The organism is Streptomyces sp. NPDC027189, from assembly GCF_055566975.1.
This window is the reverse complement of the sequence record NZ_JBVHRI010000014.1, coordinates 239042-259059: the sequence shown is the minus strand read 5'-3', so window position 1 is coordinate 259059 and position 20018 is coordinate 239042. Positions and strand designations below refer to the sequence as shown.

At 70.4% G+C, this 20018-nt stretch carries 16 protein-coding genes; 6 read left to right on the top strand and 10 right to left on the bottom strand.

What is annotated here, in order from left to right; translation table 11 throughout:
* Positions 1-206 precede the first annotated feature (206 nt).
* The 3 genes from ACZ4RZ_RS30345 to ACZ4RZ_RS30335 all read right to left on the bottom strand — a co-directional run bounded on the left by ACZ4RZ_RS30345 (position 207) and on the right by ACZ4RZ_RS30335 (position 3138).
* Positions 207-1295: a LacI family DNA-binding transcriptional regulator gene (locus ACZ4RZ_RS30345; protein ID WP_467749356.1), complete on the bottom strand. Its 1089-nt coding sequence runs from the start codon at positions 1293-1295 to the stop codon at positions 207-209.
* A gap of 142 nt (positions 1296-1437) precedes the next feature.
* The gene (locus ACZ4RZ_RS30340) at positions 1438-2451 is read right to left on the bottom strand and encodes a hydroxyacid dehydrogenase (RefSeq protein WP_467749355.1); all 1014 of its coding nucleotides are present in this window, start codon (positions 2449-2451) and stop codon (positions 1438-1440) included.
* A 267-nt stretch (positions 2452-2718) separates the two neighbouring features.
* The gene (locus ACZ4RZ_RS30335; RefSeq protein WP_467749354.1) at positions 2719-3138 is read right to left on the bottom strand and encodes a MarR family transcriptional regulator; all 420 of its coding nucleotides are present in this window, start codon (positions 3136-3138) and stop codon (positions 2719-2721) included.
* 296 nt (positions 3139-3434) lie between these two features.
* Between ACZ4RZ_RS30335 and ACZ4RZ_RS30330 the strand changes: the two genes are divergently transcribed.
* The 5 genes from ACZ4RZ_RS30330 (at position 3435) to ACZ4RZ_RS30310 (ending at position 11501) form a co-directional block, all read left to right on the top strand.
* The gene (locus tag ACZ4RZ_RS30330; RefSeq protein WP_467749352.1) at positions 3435-3581 is read left to right on the top strand and encodes a hypothetical protein; all 147 of its coding nucleotides are present in this window, start codon (positions 3435-3437) and stop codon (positions 3579-3581) included.
* 40 nt (positions 3582-3621) lie between these two features.
* Complete coding sequence (locus ACZ4RZ_RS30325) at positions 3622-5145, top strand: glycosyl hydrolase family 28 protein (RefSeq protein ID WP_467749350.1); 1524 nt, start codon at positions 3622-3624, stop codon at positions 5143-5145.
* A complete protein-coding gene (locus tag ACZ4RZ_RS30320; protein ID WP_467749349.1) occupies positions 5142-8483 on the top strand; it encodes an alginate lyase family protein in 3342 nt (1113 codons plus the stop codon). Before ACZ4RZ_RS30325 ends, ACZ4RZ_RS30320 begins: the two co-directional genes overlap by 4 nt.
* Before the next feature lie 28 nt (positions 8484-8511).
* Positions 8512-9756 (top strand): alginate lyase family protein, encoded by a 1245-nt coding sequence (locus tag ACZ4RZ_RS30315; RefSeq protein ID WP_467749347.1) that lies wholly within the window; start codon positions 8512-8514, stop codon positions 9754-9756.
* 116 nt (positions 9757-9872) lie between these two features.
* Positions 9873-11501, top strand: a complete 1629-nt coding sequence (locus tag ACZ4RZ_RS30310) for a carboxylesterase/lipase family protein (protein WP_467749346.1) — start codon at positions 9873-9875, stop codon at positions 11499-11501.
* Between the two features lie 25 nt (positions 11502-11526).
* Here ACZ4RZ_RS30310 and ACZ4RZ_RS30305 read toward each other — a convergent pair whose 3' ends face one another.
* From ACZ4RZ_RS30305 to ACZ4RZ_RS30275, 7 genes are all read right to left on the bottom strand, one after another.
* Positions 11527-12603 carry a LacI family DNA-binding transcriptional regulator gene (locus ACZ4RZ_RS30305; RefSeq protein ID WP_467749345.1) on the bottom strand — a complete coding sequence of 359 codons (1077 nt, stop codon included), beginning with the start codon at positions 12601-12603 and terminating at the stop codon, positions 11527-11529.
* A gap of 249 nt (positions 12604-12852) precedes the next feature.
* Positions 12853-13779 (bottom strand): homocysteine S-methyltransferase, encoded by a 927-nt coding sequence (gene mmuM, locus ACZ4RZ_RS30300; RefSeq protein ID WP_467749343.1) that lies wholly within the window; start codon positions 13777-13779, stop codon positions 12853-12855.
* A gap of 275 nt (positions 13780-14054) precedes the next feature.
* Complete coding sequence (locus tag ACZ4RZ_RS30295) at positions 14055-16085, bottom strand: autotransporter (RefSeq protein ID WP_467749342.1); 2031 nt, start codon at positions 16083-16085, stop codon at positions 14055-14057.
* Between the two features lie 144 nt (positions 16086-16229).
* Positions 16230-16610 (bottom strand): nitrile hydratase accessory protein, encoded by a 381-nt coding sequence (locus tag ACZ4RZ_RS30290; protein ID WP_467749341.1) that lies wholly within the window; start codon positions 16608-16610, stop codon positions 16230-16232.
* The gene (gene nthA / locus ACZ4RZ_RS30285) at positions 16607-17209 is read right to left on the bottom strand and encodes a nitrile hydratase subunit alpha (protein WP_467749340.1); all 603 of its coding nucleotides are present in this window, start codon (positions 17207-17209) and stop codon (positions 16607-16609) included. Before nthA ends, ACZ4RZ_RS30290 begins: the two co-directional genes overlap by 4 nt.
* Positions 17206-17877, bottom strand: coding sequence for a nitrile hydratase subunit beta (nthB, locus tag ACZ4RZ_RS30280; protein WP_467749338.1), 672 nt, complete (start codon positions 17875-17877; stop codon positions 17206-17208). The genes nthA and nthB overlap by 4 nt, the downstream gene beginning before the upstream one ends.
* Before the next feature lie 157 nt (positions 17878-18034).
* Complete coding sequence (locus tag ACZ4RZ_RS30275) at positions 18035-18862, bottom strand: oxidoreductase (RefSeq protein ID WP_467749336.1); 828 nt, start codon at positions 18860-18862, stop codon at positions 18035-18037.
* 133 nt (positions 18863-18995) lie between these two features.
* On the opposite strand from ACZ4RZ_RS30275, the gene ACZ4RZ_RS30270 reads away from it, so the two are divergent.
* Positions 18996-19904, top strand: a complete 909-nt coding sequence (locus tag ACZ4RZ_RS30270; protein WP_467749334.1) for a LysR family transcriptional regulator — start codon at positions 18996-18998, stop codon at positions 19902-19904.
* Positions 19905-20018 lie beyond the last annotated feature (114 nt).

Here is a 20018-nt window from a genome sequence, read left to right as displayed (position 1 = left end):
GGCGGGGCGCAACTTATTACGCCGGGCTGTCCGTCAGGTGACGTCCGCACGTCCTGGGACGCTGCCGCACAGGCGTGGATCCGCCCAGGTGAGCGGTGTCTTGAGGGCGCCCGAGCGGGGCTGGGCGGGCGCCACGGGCGATCTCGGAACTCGTCGGATACGGCCTGAAAACGGTTACGTAACACTGCTCACCCAGAAGCGTCGGCTCAGGGGCGCCGGGCCGGCGGCAGGACGGAATTCCGTACGACGACATGCGTGCCCAGCACCAGGTGCTCGCCGTCGCTGCCCTTGCGGCGGCCGGTGCCGCCCTCGCGCCGGTCGGCCACCGCGCGCAGCGCGACGCGGCCCATCTCCTCGTAGGGGACGTGCACGGTCGTCAGCTGTGGAGTGAGCTGGGAGGCCAGTGGGATGTCGTCGTACCCGACGATCGATACGTCCTCGGGCACCCGCAGCCCGGCCGCGCGCAGGGCCTGCATGGCGCCGGCGGCGACCACGTCGGTGCCCGCGAGCACCGCCGTGAAGTCCAGCTTCCGCCGCAGGCTCTCCTCGACCGCGTCGTACCCGTGCTCGTAGTCGTACGGGCCGTGCAGCACCAGGCCCGGATCGAAGGGCACGCCGTACGCCTCGAAGGCCCGCCGGGCACCCTTCAAGCGGCCCTGGGCCGTGGTGAGTTCGGCAGGGCCCGGCAGTACCAGGACCCGGCGATGGCCCGCGGACAGGAGGTGGCTGGCCATTGCGTAGGCGCCGCCCTCGTTGTCGTAGTCGACCGTCGTCGCCGGTACGTCGCCCTCCAGCGGCGGTCGGCCGACCAGGACGAGGTGCGAGCCGGCCGCGTCCAGGGAGCGGGCGAACCGGGCCATTCTCAGCTGGTACTCGTCGAAGTCGTACGCGCCGCCGAGCAGGACCACCGCGGCGACGCCCTGCTGGCGCATGAGGTTGACCAGGGCGAGTTCCCGCTCCGGGTCGTCCCCGGTGGTGCCGACCAGCGAGAGCCAGCCGCGCAGCGAGGCGGCGCCCTCGACTCCTTGGGCCACGTGCGCGAAGGCGGCGCCGGTGATGTGGTTGATGAGGATGGCCACCGTCGGCGTGCCGCCGCCGGCCAGCGAGCGGGCGTGGGCGTTGGTGACGTAGTCCAGGTCCCGTACGACCTTCATCACCCTGCGGCGGAGTTCCTCCGACACCGGGTAGTTGCCGGACAGTACGCGCGAGACGCTGGCGACCGAGACGCCTGCCCGCTCGGCCACGTCCCGGATGGTGGCTCGTCCGGAGTCACCCGATGCCTTGCGCTGACTCACCGTAGCGGCTCCTTCGCCGTAGAGACTCCCTCACCGACGGGCCGGAGGCCCAGCCGGGGTCCCGTCCGCAGCCGGTGCTGGAACCGTATCCCATTGTTTCTCCAGGTGTTTCTCCCCGGTGGCCGCGGGCGGTCGGGCGGGATCAGGCGATCCGGGCCATGTCCGCGTGAGACACCACGTAGACCGGCGGCAGGCCCTCGACCAGGCGTTCCAGTTCCTCGGCCACGATGCGGCCGAGGCGTTCCAGCTCGTTGCCGAGCGAGCCGGCGATATGCGGGGTGAGGAAGACGTTGGGGAGGTTGTACAGGGGGGATCCGGCGGGCAGCGGTTCGGGCTCGGTGACGTCCAGTACCGCGCTCAGGCGCCCGGAGAGCAGCTCGTCGGTGAGTGCGGCGGGGTCGATCAGGGCGCCGCGGGAGGTGTTGATGACGACGCCGCCGTCCTTGATGAGTGCGAGTCGGTCGCGGTCGAGCATGCGGTAGGTCTCGGGGATGTCGGGGGCGTGCAGGCTGACGATGTCGCTGGTGTCCAACAGACCCTCCAGCGACAGCAGTTCGACCCCCAGGGTGGCGGCCTCGGCGGCGTCCACATAGGGGTCGTACAGCGAGACGGCGAGGTCGAACGGCCGCAGCAGTTCCAGCAGCCGGCGGCCCACGCGCGATGCGCCGATGATCCCCACCCGGCGGCCGAGGTTGCCCGTGTCCGCGGTCTCGGCGGGGGAGGGGTAGGTGTGGGTACCCCGGAAGCGCTCGCGGTGGGCGAAGGTGTCCTTTCCGGCGAGCAGGATCATGGCGAGTGCGTATTCCGCGACCGGCAGTGCGTTGCCGGTCACCGCGCTGGCGACGGTGACTCCGCCCTGCCACAGGGCCTCACCGACCAGGGAGCGGACGGAGCCCGCGGCGTGCAGGACGGTACGCAGCCGGGGCGCCGCGGCGAGGACTTCCGCGTCGAGGTGGGGACAGCCCCATCCGGTGATCAGTACGTCGGCCCGGGACAGCGCCTCTGCCGCCGCCGGATCAGTGAAGTCCTGGACGACGAGCTCGGGGTCGAGGTCGGCCGCCTGCTGGAGCCGTGCCAAGAGTGGCGGGGGGAACAGCAGAGGCAGGTGCACCGGATCCATGGCGAACACGGCCCTCGGCGGCTGGGGGCTGGGCATGACCCTCCTGAAGCACTGGACGGAAACATTTTCAGAAAGCGTCTTCTACCGTAGATCTGACAGGAAGGGCGGGTCAATCGGCGCGACGGAGCGGGGAGTGCGGGTGCCCATGGGCCTGTGCGGTCGCGTACGCCCAAGTCGGGGCAGGGGAAAGCGGCAGGACCGGGGGTGCGGCGGCCCAAGGCGATGCGTGTCCTGTCGCCGGGCGGCCTCTGATCCCGCTCGGTGCCGAAATCGGTTACTCGGCGTTCTCGGTCGCTCAGGTCCTCACGTGCTCAGGCCGGCGAGGACCCTGGCACCGGGCGCGTACGCGCAGGATCCCGGGCGGGTATGGTTCATGCCCGCCACGACAGCGGCTCGCGGATTCATCAGCAACCGGTTTCCGATACGGCCGTCGAGATCGCCGGCAGGCTCGTCGGCAGCCGTGATGATCAGGCCGCGATCCACCAGCTCGCCGACGATCGTCGAAACCGTGGTTCGGGAAACCCCCGCCTGGCGTGCCAACTCGGCCCGGTGTAAGGCTCCTTGAGCGAGAAGCAGGGCGATGATCTGCTCTTCGTTCGACCGTCGCAGGCTCCGCAGCGACCCTCCGGCCTTCCGGCTCATGTCGCCGACGTTGCCCATTCTTTTCGAAACTGCGTCAAGAGTCTTGACGCAGTTTCCAGACAGGAAGAAGCTCTGCCCCATCGCACAACAACCGGTTGCTACGTCAGCCGAGTTGCGACTGACGGGCCGGTCTCTGGCCGAAATCCCGAACAGCCCGAAGCAGGAGGTGGTGCGTTCATGCCCCCACGCGCTGATGCTCCCCTGAGCCGCCGCCGATTTCTCGCCCTCTCGGCGGCCGGTACCGCCACCGGCGCGGCAGCGCTGAACGGCTGCGCGCTGCAGGTGCGGCCCACTCGGCGCAAGAACGGCCAGACCACCGTTTTCGGCGGCAGCTACAACGGCGTGCCACGGACAAGTCCACGCTCGCCGTCGCCGTCATGTCCACCTACGTCACGTCAGCCGGAACGCCGGTTGCCAATCTCCAGGCCGCGGCTTCCGTGATGCACGTCGTCCCCATCCTGCTGATCTTCCTCGTCGCCCAGCGCGGTTTCGTCGCCGGGATGTCCACCTCCGGACTCAAGTGACCCTCGGCACCGCCCTTTTCACCCTCGCAAGGAGTCATGCATGAACACGCCCCTGTCCCGCCGTACCGCCCTCCAAGCGGCGGGAGCCACCGTGCTCGCCGCCGGCCTGTCCGGCCTGACGGCCACGGCGGCCCGCGCGGACGACGACAACTCCGCACCGAGGCTGGTGACTTACCCCCGCCCGTCCACCATGCCGACCAACACCAGTTTCAAGGTGCGGGTCCGTACTGCCCCCGACGGCGAGTGGCAGACCCTCGACATCTACCGGCCCCAGCTGGAGGAGATCAACGCCACCACCGGGTCGGGCAAGGTCTACAACACGTCGATGGCGTACTTCGACTTCCGTGGTTCCGTCGAGCTCGAGGTCACCTACCTCAAGGGCGGCACCACCAAGGCCCGGGTGAGACCGGACGCGTTGGGCATCAAGCCCGAGCTGCTCGGCGACACCCTCCGCTTCACTCTCGACGAGCCGCGTGACGTCGTCGTCCAGATCAACGACGAGATCTTCGATTGTCTGCACATCATCACCAACCACATCGACCCCAACCCGCCCGCCGCCGACGACCCGGACGTCATCTACTTCGGACCCGGCGTGCACAGCGTCACCGGCAATGTGCTCACCGTCCCCAGCGGCAAGACCGTCCATCTCGCGGGCGGCGCCGTCCTGACCGCCCAGGTCTTCTTCAAGAACGTGGAGAAGGCCTCCCTCACCGGCCACGGCATGCTCTACGCGGGCCCAGGCGGTGTCCTGTGCGAGGGCAGCAAGAACATCCGCGTCGAGGACGTCATCATCATGAACCCGAACGGTTACGCGGGCACCTTCGGCGAGAGCGAGAACGTCCACGTCAAGAAGGCGCGCTCGTTCAGCTCGAAGGGCAACGGCGACGGCTTCGACGTCTTCTCCTCCACAGGCGTCGTCTTCGACGGCTGCTTCATGCGCAACTCCGACGACTGTTTCGCCATCTACGCCCACCGCTGGAACTACTACGGCGACACCCGCGACATCACCATCCAGAACTGCGTCCTGTGGGCCGACGTCGCCCACCCGATCAACGTCGGCACGCACGGCAACACGGACGCCCCCGAGATGATCGAGAACCTCGTCATCAAGAACCTCGACATCCTCGACCACCGCGAGCCCCAGATGGGTTATCAGGGCTGCATCGCCCTGAACCCCGGCGATTCCAACCTCATCAAGAACGTGCAGATCGAGGACGTCCGGATCGAGGACTTCCGCTGGGGCCAGGTGATCCACATGCGGATCATGTACAACACGAAGTACAACACCTCGGTCGGCCGCGGCATCGAGGACGTCTACGTCAAGAACCTCAGCTACACGGGCACGCACGCCAACCCGTCCCTCTTCCTCGGCTACGACGCCGATCACGCCATCAAGAACGTCACCTTCGAGAACCTGGTGATCAACGGCACCGTCGTCGCCGACTCGATGAAGAAGCCCAAGTGGTACATGACCACGGACGCGGTGCAGTGGTTCGCCAACGAGCACGTCACGAACCTCACCTTCCTCACCACCGCCGAGGCCGAGGCGGCCGCCGCGTCATGACGATCCCCGCGACGAGCCGCCGGGGCTTCCTCGGCGGCGCCGCGGCCCTGCTGCTGGTATCGGGCGCGAGCGGACTGCTCGTGCCCGGCACGGCACGGGCCGCCCAGAACGAGAACGAGACCGGCCGCAGAGCCTTCACTCACCCCGGACTGCTGCACACCGGCGACGACCTCGCCCGTATGAAGGCCGCGGTCACCGCGAAGGAGTCGCCCATCTACGACGGCTACTTGGCGCTCGCGGCCCATGCCCGCTCCTCGTCGTCGTACACCGTGCAGAACACCGGCCAGATCACCTCGTGGGGCCGCGGCCCCAGCAACTTCCAGAACCAGGCCGTGGCCGACTCGGCCGCCGCGTACCAGAACGCCCTCATCTGGTCCGTCACCGGCGACCGCGCGCACGCCGACAAGGCCCGCGACATCCTCAACGCCTGGTCGGCCTCGTTGACCGCCGTCACCGGCGCCGACGGCCCACTCGGCGCCGGGCTCCAGGCCTTCAAGTTCATCAACGCGGCCGAACTGTTGCGGCACAGCGACTACGACGGCTGGACGGACGCCGACATCGCGCGCTGCGAGGAGTCCTTCCTCACCGTCTGGTATCCGGCCGTCTCCGGCTACATGCTCTACGCCAACGGCAACTGGGACCTGACCTCCCTTCAAACCATCCTCGCCATCGGCGTGTTCTGCGAGGAACCCACCCTCTTCGAGGACGCCCTGCGCTTCGCCGCCGCCGGTGCCGGCAATGGCAGCGTCCTCCACCGCATCGTCACCGACGGCGGCCAGGGCCAGGAGTGCGGCCGTGACCAGGGCCACGAACAGCTCGCGGTCGGCCTGCTCGCCGACGCCGCCCAGGTCGCCTGGAACCAGGGCGTCGACCTGTGGGGTTACGACGACCACCGCATCCTCGCCAACGTCGAGTACGCCGCCCGCTACAACCTCGGCGGCGACGTCCCCTTCACCCCGGACCTCGACCGCACCGGCAAGTACATAAAGAAGGCCGTCTCGGTCATCGGGCGCGGCAACATGCCGCCGATCTACGAGATGGCGTACGCGCACTACGTGGGTGTACGCGGCCTCGACGCCCCGTACACCAAGAACGCCGTCTTCCGCGGCTCCGGCGGCGCCCGTGTCATCGAGGGCAGCAACGACGACCTGCCGAGCTGGGGCACCTTCACCTACGCCGGTGCGACGGCTCCCTCGCCGCGCGTGCCCACGGCCCCGGCCGGCGTCACGGCGGTGGGCGACGGCAAGGCCGTCACCGTGACATGGCTGCCATCCGCCTGGGCCGCCTCCTACACGGTCCTGCGGGCGACGGCCGCCGAGGGCCCGTACGAGGAGATCGCCCACGGCATCGACAAGCCGACGTACACCGACAGCGACGCACACCCGGGAAAGAGGTACTTCTACACGGTCACCGCCTCCAACTCGCAAGGTGGGGGCGCCAGTTCGAGCCGGGCTGCGGCCACTGCCGTTCTCCCTGAGCCCTGGTCGACCCAGGACGTCGGTGAGGTGAAGATCCCCGGTTCCGCCGCCTTCGACGGCGAGCGGTTCGTGCTGGAGGCGAGCGGCACGGCCGACACCTACCGCATGGTGCATCTGCCGCTGCGCGGCGACGGTACGGTCAGCGCACGGATCGTGTGGCCGCTCAGCTCGCAGTACTCCAAGATCGGCGTCACCGTCCGTGCCTCCCTCGACGCGGACGCGGCCCACGCCTCCATGCTGATCCAGGGGCTGCCGCTGCACACCTGGAGCGGTGTGTGGACCGTACGGCCGTCCGCCGGTTCGGACGTCTCCGCCACTGGCAGTACGCCCGTGCCGCCGTCCCAGCAGCAGGCGATCACCACCAACGCGGCCTTCCCGATTTCCGGCCTTGGTGAGCTGCCGGAGTCGGCGACACCGCTGGAGGCGCCGTACGTCGAAGGCGCGGGCGATGGCTACCGGCTGCGGGCGCCGTACTGGGTGCGGGTGACCCGCAAGGGCCGCCGCTGCACCGGAGCCATCTCCCCCGACGGCATCCGCTGGACCGAAGTCGGCTCCACCGACGTCGTGTTGGGACACACGGTGTCCGCGGGACTCGTCCTGACCTCTTGCCTCGGCGTCGACGAGGACTACGCCGAGACCGGCACCGGTGCTTTCGACAACGTCAGCGTGACCTCCGCCTCCTCCGGTGAGGTCTGGTCCGTGCCGCGCCCCGCCCGCACCGCCACCGGCCTGCGCGCGACCAGCGGCGCCGACGCCGTCGAACTGGCCTGGACCGATCCGGACCCCTCCGCCCGGTTCAAGGTGCTGCGCGCCACCGACGCCGACGGCCCGTACCAGACGATCGCGACCGGCGTCGGCCCGGTCGGGTTCGGTACCCGCATCCGGTTCGCGGACGCGACGGGCACGCCCGGCACGACGTACCACTACGCCGTCGCGAAGATGAACTGCGGCGGGCGTGGTCCGCTGTCGGAGTCGGCCGCCGCGCCGATGCCGTCACCCTCCGTTCCCCAACTCACGTCCACGGTCGCCGCGTTCGCGAACCAGGGCGTCGAGTTCCGGCATTTGCTCCGCGCCTCGCACGAGCCCGTACGGTTCACCGCCGACGGGCTGCCCGACGGCCTCCGTGTCGACAAGCGCACCGGCCTGATCTCCGGAACCCCCACCCGGACAGGCGAGTTCACGCTCACGATCACCGCGGGCAACGCGGCCGGCGACGGGACCGGCACCCTCACCCTCACGGTCGGCACACCCCCGCCCGCGCCCTGGACGTACGGCGACCTCGGTGACGTGGTCCTCGACGACCGCGACTTCGGGACGCTGGGCGTGGTGGCTATCCGCACGCCCGGCAGCACGTCGTACGGCGGCGGGACCTTCACCGTCCGGGGTGCCGGTACCGATCTCACCGTCAACAACCAGGGAATGACGGCGCAGTTCGTACGACAGCCCGTCACCGGCGACTGCGACGTCACCGCCCGGCTCGTCTCCCGTACCGGCGCCAGTTCCGACCGGGTGGGGCTGCTCATCGCCAAGTCCCTGTCACCGTTCGACCAGGCGGCCGGGACGATCGTCACGGGCGGGACCACCGCGCAGCTCATGCTCCGCAAGACCGTGGCGGGCGCCTCCGCCTTCTCGGGCGGCGCGGCGGTCACCCTCCCCTCCCTGCTGCGACTGAAGCGCACCGGGACCGCCTTCAGCGCGGCCGTCTCCACCGATGACGGCGCCACCTGGACCCCCCTCGCCGAGGGAGAGATCCCCGGTTTCGGTGACGCCCCCTACCACGTGGGCCTTGTGGTCTGCTCCCGCAGCCCCCTGGTCCGCAGCACCACCGAGTTCGAAGAGGTGAGCATCACGCCCATCTGAGACCCCACTGGATTGGAGCTGCACAGCGATGAGCCGCACTTCCCCCCACCAGCACCTCCAGAACACCGAGTTGAGCCGCCGCGGTCTCCTGAAGACCGTCGGTGGCGTCACGGCCGCCCTCGCCGTCGGAGCGTCCGCCGCCGCGACGGGCGGCAAAGCGGAAGCCGCGCCGGCTGCCTTCACCCACCCCGGAATGCTGCACGCCTACGGCGAACTCAACCGCGCCAAGGTGCGCGTCGCCGCGGGCGACGACCCCTGGCTCTCCGGCTGGAACCGGCTGACCGCCAACAGCCACTCGGCCAGCACCTGGACGCCCAACCCGCAGGCCACGATCATCCGCGGCGGCACCGGCGAGAACTACGGCATCCTCTACAACGACATCCACGCCGCCTACCAGAACGCGCTGCGCTGGAAGATCGCGGGGACGACCGCCAATGGCGACACGGCCGTCAGGATCCTCAACGCCTGGTCGGCCAAGCTCACCACGGTCACCGGCAACGCCGACCGGTTCCTGGCCGCCGGGATCTACGGCTACCAGTTCGCGAACGCCGCCGAACTCATGCGTGGCTACAGCGGGTTCGACCTCGCCCGGTTCAAGACGATGATGCTCGACGTCTTCTACCCGCTCAACAACCAGTTCCTCACGGGACACAACGACGCCTGCATCACCAACTACTGGGCCAACTGGGATCTGTGCAACATGAACTCGATCCTGGCCATCGGCATCCTGTGCGACGACGGGGCCAAGTACGACCAGGCGGTCAACTACTTCAAGACCGGCGCGGGCAACGGCTCCATCACCCACGCCATCCCGTTCGTGTACGAGAGCCAGGGCCTCGCCCAGTGGCAGGAGTCCGGCCGCGACCAGGGGCACGCCATGATGGGCATGGGCCAGATGGGCGCCTTCTGCGAGATGGCCTGGTCCCAGGGCGACGACCTGTACGGCTACGACAGCAACCGGTTCATGAAGGCCGCCCAGTACGTCGCCAAGTACAACCTCGGCCAGGACGTGCCCTTCACGACGTACACCTGGGGCACGGGCCAGAGCTGCGCCCAGCAGTCGCAAACCGTGATCTCGTCCGCGAGCCGCGGCCAGGTCCGGCCGGTGTGGGACATCCTGTACTACCACTACGCGCGCCGGCGCGGGCTCTCCGTCCCGTACATCCAGGCCATGGCCGAGAGCGTCCGCCCCGAGGGCGGAGGCGGTGACTACGGCTCTACCAGCGGAGGCTTCGACCAACTCGGCTTCGGCACGTTGATGTACGCCAAATAGGGCCGTTCACGGCCACAGAAACGACGTCCACAGGAATGACGTCCGAAGGAATACCCGGAAGTGATGTGATGCTCTGATGTGAACGGTTCGCGAGTCGGCGAGGAGCTGGTGGTCGGATGGCGGTGCACGCGGTGGACTCGGCTTCGGACACGAAGGACCCGGTGGTCAGCACCCCCTACGGTGCGGTGCGCGGCCGGTACGAGAACGGGATCGCAGTCTTCCGCGGTATCCCCTACGCGGCACCGCCGTTCGGCCCCCGCCGCTTCCGGCCCCCGGTGCCGCCCGAGCTCTGGGACGGTGTGCGCGACGCGGGCGCGTTCGGTCCGACGCCACCCAAGCCGCCGTACTCCGAGGCGTTCGCGCGGCTCCTCGCCGACCCCGTCGTGCCCGGTGACGACTGCCTCAACCTCAATGTGTGGACTCCGGAGCCGGGACCGGGCGCTCGGCTCCCCGTCATGGTGTGGATCCACGGCGGGGCACTGACTCGCGGCTCCTCGGCCATGCCCGTCTACAACGGGCGCTCCTTCGCCCGCGACGGCGTCGTGCTCGTGTCCATCAACTACCGCCTGGGCGTGGAGGGTTACGGTCTCTTCCCCGACGCGCCCGCCAACCCCGGGCTGCGCGACCAGCTCGCCGCGCTGGAGTGGGTGCGCGAGTCGATCGCGCAGTTCGGCGGCGACCCCGACCGGGTCACCGTCTTCGGCGAGTCGGCCGGAGCCATCAGCATCGGCGCCCTGCTGGCCGTCCCGCGCGCCCAGGGGCTCTTCCACCGCGCCGTCCTGCAGAGCGGTCCGCCCGAGGCCGGCGACCGCGACAAGGTGCGCCGGATGGTGCGCAGGATGGCCACCCGGCTCAAGATCCCGGCGACGGCGGAGGCGTTCGCCGCCGTGGACCGCGATCTGCTCCTGCGCACCCAGGCCGACGTGGGGAAACTCAGCAGCCCGGTCCTCGGCGGACCCGCCTTCGGCATCGTCGTCGACGGCGACCTCGTCCCGCGCGACCCGCTTCAGGCCCTGGTCGAGGGCGCCGCCCCGGACGTCGGCCTCTTGCTGGGCTGGACCAGTGAGGAGTACCGGCTGTGGCTGGTGCCCGGAGGCCTGCTGGAGCGTGTCGACCGGCTCGGCCCGGTCGCCCTGGCCGGTGCCATGGCCCGCTGCCACTGCGGCCATGAGGTGCCCCGCGGCTACCGCGCCATCCACCCGGAGGCGGGCACAGCCGACCTCGTCGGCCAGATGGTCACCGACCATCTCCTGCGCGTCCCTCTGCACCGCCTCGCGGATGCCGTCACCCGTCGATCCCCGGCGTACGTCTACGAGTTCGCATGGCCGTCGAACGTGCCGGACCTCGGCGCCTGCCACGCCCTGGAGTTGGGCTTCGTCTTCGACACCGCCGACGTACCGGAGTCGGCGAAGCTCGCGGGGGAGGGCGCCCCGCAGGAGCTCGCCGACGCGATGCACAGCGCGTGGGTGAGGTTCGCGGTCGAGGGCAACCCGGGGTGGGCCGCCTGGGACGCTTCGCACCCGGTGCGGGTCTTCGGCGCTGCCGAACCGCACACCGTCCACGGACCGCGCGACCGCGAACTTGCCCTGTGGGATGCCGAGTTGGGCAAACCCGCGGGCAAGCCCGTCAGCTCTCCGGAAACCACACCCGCGGAACGCTCTCCCGCCGGATCGCCCACGCCCGGTCCGGCACCGCTGTCAGCCGTACGCCGCTTCCGCGGCTCCGGCGGCGCCCGTCGGACGTGACGACGGGACGCCGCCGAGCCGGTCGTCACTCACCGTCCCACCTCCTCCCCGGAGCGGCCACCGAGTCGCGGACCACGACGTGCGTCCCCAGGAGAAGGTGTTCGTTCGGGGCGTCCGGAGTGCGGCCGAGGGCAGTGCGGACGGCCAGGCGGCCGAGTTCCTCGTAGGGGACGTGGACGGTGGTGAGCGGGGGGTGGAGGTCGCGGGCGAAGGGGATGTCGTCGTAGCCGGCGAGGGAGACGTCGTCCGGGACGCGCAGGCCCGCTTCGTGGAGGGCGGTCAGCGCACCGGCGGCGACCATGTCGGTGGAGGCGATCACGGCCGTGAACTCCAGCCCCTGCGCCAGGGCTTGGCGCATCAGGCGGTGGCCGGAGTCGCGGGTGAAGTCGCCGTCCAGCCGCAGCGCCGGGTCCGGGTCGAGGCCGCGTGCCCGATGGGCGGCGAGGTAGCCGCGCTCGCGGCCCTGTGCCGTGGTGTTGTCCGCCTTGCCGCCGAGGAACAGGACGCGCCGGTGGCCCTGGGCGAGGACGTGCGCGCACAGGGCGTAGGCGCCGCCCTCGTTGTCGTACTCGATGACCGTGACCGGCGTCCCGGGCGCCAGCGGCGGGCGTCCGCACAGCACGAGCCGCGACCCCGCCGACGCCAGCGAGTCGGCGATCCGGGCCATCCGCTCGCGGTACTCGGCGGTGTCGGTGGCGCCGCCGACCAGGATCACCGCGGCGGCCCGCTGGGCACGCATCATCTCGATGAACTCCAGCTGGTGTTCGGCGTCGCCGTCGGTGCTGCACACCAGGCACAGGTGCCCGAGCCGGGTCGCCTCGCGCTCCACGCCGTGCGCCATGTGCGCGAACGACGGGCCGGTGATGTCGTCGAGGACGAACGCGAGGGTCGGCGTGCCGGCCCCCGCGATCGCCTTGGCGCGGGCGTCGGCCACATAGTCCAGCTCACGGACCGCCCGCATCACCCGCGTACGTGTTGTCGTGCTCACCGGGTACTCGCCGCCGAGCACCCGCGACACCGTCGACGCCGACACCCCCGCGCGCGCCGCCACGTCCCGGATCGTGTGCCGGCTCCCGGCGTCCGTGGTGCTCTTCCTTGTCATCCCCTGGCCCCTTTCCTCCACCCCGGGCGACGACGTGTCCGGCGCCGGGGCCCTCGGGAAGTGCGGCAACACAAAGGGCAACCGGTTCCCGAGCCGGAGGCTAGCAGCGGGAGCGGCGCGGGACGAGGGACGGGGAATTCCCTGGGTGGTCGGCTGCGGACCGGGGGAACTGTGCGATCTTTTGGCGGGGGTCCGGGGGCGCAGCCCCGAGGTACGGGACGGGTCGGGGCGCAGGGGGCGAAAAATCCGTTACGCCGACCCCAGCGTCTCCCTGATTCCCGCGATCGCCCCCGGTCCCACCCTGCAGCACCCCCCGATCAACCGAGCCCCACCCTGTCGCCACCCGGAGACCTGCTCCGTGGTGAAGGTGGACCGCCCGGCCCACGCACGAGTCTCCGCGTCCCACACCTCACCACTGTTCGGGTACACGACGACCGGCTTCCCCGTCACCCGCGCCGCGGTGGCGACAGCCGCGTCCACGTCCTTGGGCGCGCAGCAGTTCACTCCGACCGCGATCACCTCGTCCGCGTCGGCGGCCAGGGCGAACGCCTCCTCCAGGGGCTGCCCGGCCCGCGTACGGTCGCCGGCGACGCTGTACGACAGCCACGCCGGGACGCCCAGCCCGCGCACGCTCCGCAACAGCGCCCGCGCCTCGTCTGCGTCCGGCACGGTCTCCAGGGCGAGCACATCGGGCGCGGCGGCGGCCAGGACTTCGAGGCGGGGGCGGTGGAACCGCTCCAAGTCGTGGACGCTCAGCCCGTACCGGCCCCGGTACTCCGAGCCGTCCGCGAGCATCGCGCCGTAGGGTCCGACCGACGCGGCGACCCACAGGGGCCGCGTGACACCCTGGGCGGCGGCCCGTCGAGCGGCCTCCCGCGCCAACTCCACACTCAGTCCGAGCAGTTCGGCCGCCCGCTGGTGGCTGATCCCGCGCTTGGCGAAGCCCTCGAACGTCGCCTGATAGCTGGACGTGATCGCCACGTCCGCGCCCGCCTCGAAGTAGGCGAGGTGCGCCTCGACGATCGCCTCGGGCCGCTCCGCGAGCAGCCGCGCCGACCACAGCTCGTCGCTCAGGTCGTGCCCGGCCGATTCCAGCTGGTTGGACATACCGCCGTCGAGGACGACGGACCCGGCGGAGAGGGCTTCGGCGAGGGTGTGGGGGGTGTTGCTGGTCATGACATGACGCTAGTCGATGCGGGGAGCGGTGCCTGATGATTCCACCCTCGCCGATGGCCGCTCCACCCCGGCCGGGCGCAAGGCATACCGCACCTACGCCGGTCGGATCGTCGCATTCGCCGTGCAGAACCCAGGTGCCCGCCGCCGGGGGTGACCGGGGCGTTACGCCCCGTACGCACCCGGCATGCACGAGATCACGAGCAGGCACTCTCCAGCGGCGACTCGTCAAACGCACTCCGCACGAGCTGATCACTGCCCGGCGCGCGCCCTGACCGTCACCTCGAGGCGGCATGCCGGCGTCCGCCGCGGCGTCGCGCGCGCTTGCGCCGGGCCGGCGGCACGAGCAGTGCGCCCAGCAGCATGGGCACGAGCAGGAGCGGCCACCACGCGCGCGTGCGCTCGTTCTTGCCGAGGGCGGTGTGCTGCACGGAGGGAGTCGCCGAGGCGGACGGGCTCGTCGCGCGGTGCTTCGAAGTCGCCTTGAGAACCACGTCGTTGCCGTCGCCCCCGCGGTAACTCATGCGGTATGTCGTGTCGGCGAGCTTGAGGGCGGCGCCCTCGGGGAGGTGGGTGAAGCTGCCGGTGGTCCTCTCGTGGCCCGTGTGGTTCAGCAGGGTGATCTCGCGGGCGGGATCGATCGCGGCGTCGGAGAGGTCGAGGTCGCCGGCGAGACGGACGGCGCCGCTCACCCTCAACGGCTTGTCGCGGAGCACCAGTTCACCCTTGGCCCGTTGGGTGTAGTCGCCGGACACCGTGAGGGCGCCGGCGACCACGCCCTCGTTCGTCACGGCGCCCCGCACCGTGCCCTTGCCGGTGAGCGACGTCGTCACACGCAGGCCCGTCGCGCGTGCGTCCAGGCGTGCGCCGGGCGACGTGAGCCGGATCGCCTTGCTGCGCGCGAGCGAGGCGCCCCCGGTCAGGGCGAGCGTGCCCTTCGTGACCGTCGTCGTTCCCGTGTACGTCACCTCGCCACCCGTCAGCGTCGTCGTCGCGGCGCCCGACTGGGTGAGCCCGCCCGTTCCGCCAACTCGGCTTAGAATAAAGGGAGTTGAGGTGTTGTGAACGATGAGCGTGCCGTCGTTCACCACGCGCCGGCGCGCGGTGCCCGTCATCAGCGAACCGTCGCCGCCCGGTGAGCCCGACCCCAACCGCAGCACCGCACCCTCCTCGATGGTGGTCGACCCGTCGTAGTACTGCTTCGCCGCGAAGGTCACGTCGTTGCCGCGCGTCCCCTTGATCACGACGTCCCCCGCGCCGGGCGCGGCCAGTGTGTCGTGGTACCTGCCGCCGCCGATGGGGGCGCCCAGCGTGACCGGGCCGTTGTAGGCGAACGTCAGCAGCGAGCGCCGTCCGCTCGCCTCGTGCAGGTTGATGTAGACGGTGTCCTTGGTGCCCGGCATGAAGATCTTGTGGGTCGTGCCGTCGCCCCACTGGAGGTTCGCGCCCTCGATGTTGGTACCGCGCTTGTTCACGTCATGGGGAATCCTGAGCCAGTTGATGTCCGGGTCGCTCAGCGAGGGGTGGGTGTCGCCGCCCTGGTCGCTGTAGCTGTACTGGCCGGTGAGCACCACCTTGCTGCCGGGCCGGGTATGGACGTTGACGTCGCTGCCGTACTCGCGCTGGTAGAAGTTCTGTCGCAGGGTGATCGTCCGGTACAGCGGGGTGTCGATGATCCAGGAGCCCTGGTTGAGGATGGCGCGGGCGTTCGGGAGGGCCACGGGGTACTCGGGGCGGCCGACCGCCATGCCCGTGCCGTTGTCGATCACCCCTGAGAAGGGGTGGGTTCCGGCCAGGTCGAGCGTGCCCCACATGTTGCGGGGCTGGGTGACCAGGCCCGATCCGCTGATCGTGCCGATGTTGAAGGTGCGGGTGAGCGACAGGCGCAGGGTGCCGTCGACGCGGACGTTCAGCTGGTTGAGCTGATAGCCGGGTGTGCTGTACGGGAAATGACCGATCAAGCCCGTCCCACCGCCCGTCCCGTACTGCAGGGTCGCGCCGCGCTCCACCGTCACCGCGGGCGGGTCGGGGTTGGCGACCGTCGTGTACGGGTGGTTGCCGCCCCGCGTCGTCACCGTCTGCCGCTGCCGCGCCTTGGGGAGCGTGAAGTCGCTGTCCTGGGTCAGGACGAGCGTCCCGCTGCCCCGCACGGTGAGCGTGCCCTCGCCACGGAACACCCCGTCGTACGTCGTCGTCCCCGCCGGTACGCTCACCACCGCGTCGCCGGTGAGCGTCACGTCCCGGCCCGCGAGCACATCGGCCGTGACGTCCCGGCCTCCGGCCGCCGTCGCGGTGGGAGCACTGCACATGAGGGCAACCGCCGCGAGGATCCCGGCGACGGCCGCTGACTTCTGATGCCTATGACTGCGCACATCACCGGAGACGGCCCGCAGGCCCCCCAATAACAGAAACTTGCCGACTACCTCGCCATGACACCGGGGGGCGCCCCGGTGTCAGTGCGCGTGGTGGTGCTCGTGGTCGTGGTCGTCCTTGTGGTCGTCCTTGTGGTCGTGGCCCGGGGGGCGTTGCGCCAGGGCGTGGGTGCGTGTGGTGAGTTCGTCCGTGGACACGGCGCACAGGCCGACGAGCATGTCCTCCAGGGCGGCCAGCCAGAGCTGGTAGTAGTTGTAAGGCTCGTCCTGTGCCGGAGCGATCTCCCAAGCCGCGATCCGGGCGATCAGTGCGGCCTGGAATTGCGGCCAGGTGAACGCGCCTGCCTCGTACAGGCTGACGGCCATGCCGAAGGCGCGGCTCTCCCAGGGCTCGGCGAACACCAACTCGCCGTTGGAGCGCGGTGGTGCGGCCGGGCCCTCGATGTCCAGCGGCGCGGTCATGGTGCCACCACCTTGGCCACGCCGACCATCGCGTCCCGGGTCACCAGCGGCACGAGCTGTTCCTCGGACAGGTGCTCGGTGCCGGCCGGACGCTCGGGCAGTACCAGCCAGCGCACCTCACTGGTGGAGTCGTGGACGGTGATCTGCACGTCGTCGTCGAGGTCGAGTCCCATCTCGGACAGCACCTTTCGGGGCTCCTTCACCACGCGTGCGCGGTAGGCGGGGTCCTTGTACCAGCTGGGCGGCAGGCCGAGCACCGGCCACGGATAGCACGAGCACAGCGTGCACACCACCACGTTGTGGGTGGTCGCGGTGTTCTCCACAACGACGATGTGCTCGCCCTGCGGTCCCGAGAAGCCGAGCTCCTTGATGGCCGCGGTGCCGTCGTCGAGCAGCCGCCGCCGGTACTCCGGGTCGGTCCATGCCTTGGCGACGACCTTGGCGCCGTTGAGCGGGCCCACGTTGGTCTCGTAGGTGGTGATGATCCCGTCCATCACCTTCGGGTCGATCAGACCCCGCTCGGTGAGCAGTTGCTCGAGAGCCTCGGTGCGCAGGGCTACGGGAAGGGACTCGTCCGGTCCGCCACTGGTGGTGGTCACGAGGTGGTCTCCAGGTAGCTCTCGTACAGCTCAACGGTGAGCGCGAAGGGTTCGGCGTCGGCGCCCCACAGCTCGTATGAGTCGAAGCGCACCGAGTAGACGTGCTGCGGGTTCTCGCCGTGGAAGTGGGCGTTGGTGTCCGGCAGCACGGCGGCGGGCTGGATGACCTCGACAATTCCTGTATGTCCCCGCACATAGCCCGGCAGTCGGGTGTGCCCGGGCACCGACACGGCCTTGGCCCGTACACGCTCGCCGACAGCGAAGGTCGGCGCGGTGTCCACGGAGCGCAGCGAGCCATCGGCGGTCGGCGCGTAGTCGGGTCGGGCGGGCTCGGGGATCGGCGGTTCCTCGACGTGTTCGCCGCGCAGGTTGCGGGCGCGGGCGTCGATCGCGCCCGGCGCCAGGATGGCGCTTTCGGTGAGCATCAGCTCCGCGCCGTTGAGCCAGCGCCCGTAGTAGCCGTCGTCCAGGTAGGCGGCTCGGCCCAGGCGCTCGTGCGCGTGCCGGAAGGCGTCCGGGTTCACGCCGCCGCACGCAACGCGGCTGGAGAGAAGCGCCAGCGCGAATGCGCGGCGCTCCCAGGGTTCCTCGAAGACTGGTTCATCACGCCTCGGCGCATGAACGGGACCCCATCCCGGCGTGCCGCCCATATCAGCAATGCCGTCCATGGGCGCGACTCCTCAAATGACTGCATAACGGACTAGACACCTGAATCGTATGCGGCAGGTGTCCATCCGTGCCGCGATGACGACGCCGCGAATACGCCGAGGGCCGCGCCCCGCGAGCTCGCCGCGTTGCGGCCTGGGCCCCGGGTCCCCAGGCTCGTCAGCTCTCGAACGCCGTATCCCGCGCCACCTTCTCCCACGCGGCGATCTCCGCCCGCTGCGCCTCCATGTGACCGACCACCGCATCGACCCCATCACCCCCGAGCGGCAGCCGCAACGGTGTGTTCTCGGCGGCGAGAGAGGTCAGGACGGCCGCGACGCCCCGCGCCGGGTCGCCCGGCTGGTCGCCGTCACCGGCGGCGACCGCCTGGCGGGTGGGGCCGACCGTGTCCGCGTAGTCGGCGATCTCCTCACTCGCGGTGGTCCCGCCCATCAGGTTCGTGCGGAACGCGCCCGGCTCCACGATCAGCACCTTGATGCCGAGCGGTCCGACCTCGGCCGCCAGCGCGTCCGAGAAGCCTTCGAGCGCGAACTTCGTACCGCAGTACGCGGAGAACCCCGGGTACGTCATCTGCCCGCCCATGCTGCTCATCTGGACGATCGCCCCCGAGCGCCGCTCCCGCATGTGCGGCAGGACGGCGCGCACCAGCGTGGCGGGCCCGAAGAAGTGCAGGTCGAACAGGGACCGCAGCTCCCCGTCCGTGGTCTCCTCGGCAGCGCCGACATGACCGCGCCCCGCGTTGTTGACCAGTACATCGATCCGCCCGTGCCGCTTCACCACATCGGCCACGACGGAGTCGATGCCCGCCGGGTCCGTGACATCGAGGGTGACCGCCTCCACCTGGTCGGGGTGGGCCGCCACCAGGTCGGCCAGCCCCTCGGGCCTGCGGGCCGTGGCGATCACGACGTCTCCCTCCGCGACCGCCGCCTCGGTGAACGCCCGGCCGAAACCACTGTTCGCGCCGGTGACCAGCCATACCTTGCTCATGTCCGACTCCTGGTCCGTGGTGAATGTCTTGCCTGGTGAATGTCCTGCTGGTGCGGTCCTGTCTTTTTCGATGTTGCGAGCCTCGCCGGAAACCCGCTCGCCCGTCCAAGACCCGTCGTGATAGCCAATGGTTATGGCCATGGACGTGCACGGACGGGACCTGCGCTACTTCGTCGCGGTCGCCGAAGACCTGCACTTCACGCGTGCCGCCGAGCGCCTCTTCGTCTCCCAGCCCGCGCTGAGCAAGCAGATCCGCATGCTGGAGCGGCAGCTCGGCGCTGAGCTGTTCGAGCGGGACCGGCAGGGCGTGCGGTTGACCGCGGTGGGTGCGGCGCTGCTGCCGTGCGCGCGTCGGGTGCTCGCCGACTGGGACGCGGCGGCCGACGCCGTCGAGCGTGCCAAGGCCGAGCAGCGGGCCATGCTTGTCGTCGGCATGAGCACCAGCCCGGGGCGCGGCGGCCTGCTGCCCGCCATCAGGTCCCGGTTCAGCGAGGCGTGCCCCGCGGCCAAGGTCGAGCTGCGGCAGGTGAGTTGGACCGACTCCAGCGCGGGGCTCGCGGACGGCTCCGTGGACGCGGCCTTCGTGTGGCTGCCGGTACCGGACGGGGAGCGCTACGAGTGGGTGGTGGTGGCCGAGGAACGGCGCCATGTCGCGCTGCCGGACACGCATCGCCTGGCGACCCGTGAGGAGATCGACTTCGCGGAACTCCTCGACGAACCCTTCATCGCCATCCCCAAGTCCGCCGGTGTGCTGCGCGACTACTGGCTCGCCCTCGACGCCCGCGCCGGGCGTCCGGCGCGGATCGGCGCGGAGGCCGCGAGCGCCGACGAGACGTACGAGGCCCTGGTCGACGGCCGGGGCGTCTGCCTGCTCGCCGCGGGCAACGCGCCCCTGCTCACCCGGGGCGGCGTCGTCACCCGCCCCGTGCGTGGCATCTCGCCGAGCCGGCTCGCCCTCGCCTGGCGTGCGGGCGACCGGAGTCCGCTGGTACGGGCCTACGCGGAGGCGGCCCGCCTGGCCTCGGGCCACCGCCCCGGCTGACAACCCCCGTCGCGTCCGACCCGTTGACCTCGCCGTAGTACGCGCTTACCTTTTCGGCGGTCGCAGTGTTCGTAATGACAAATACGGTTCGATATACCGGACGGACGGTCACCG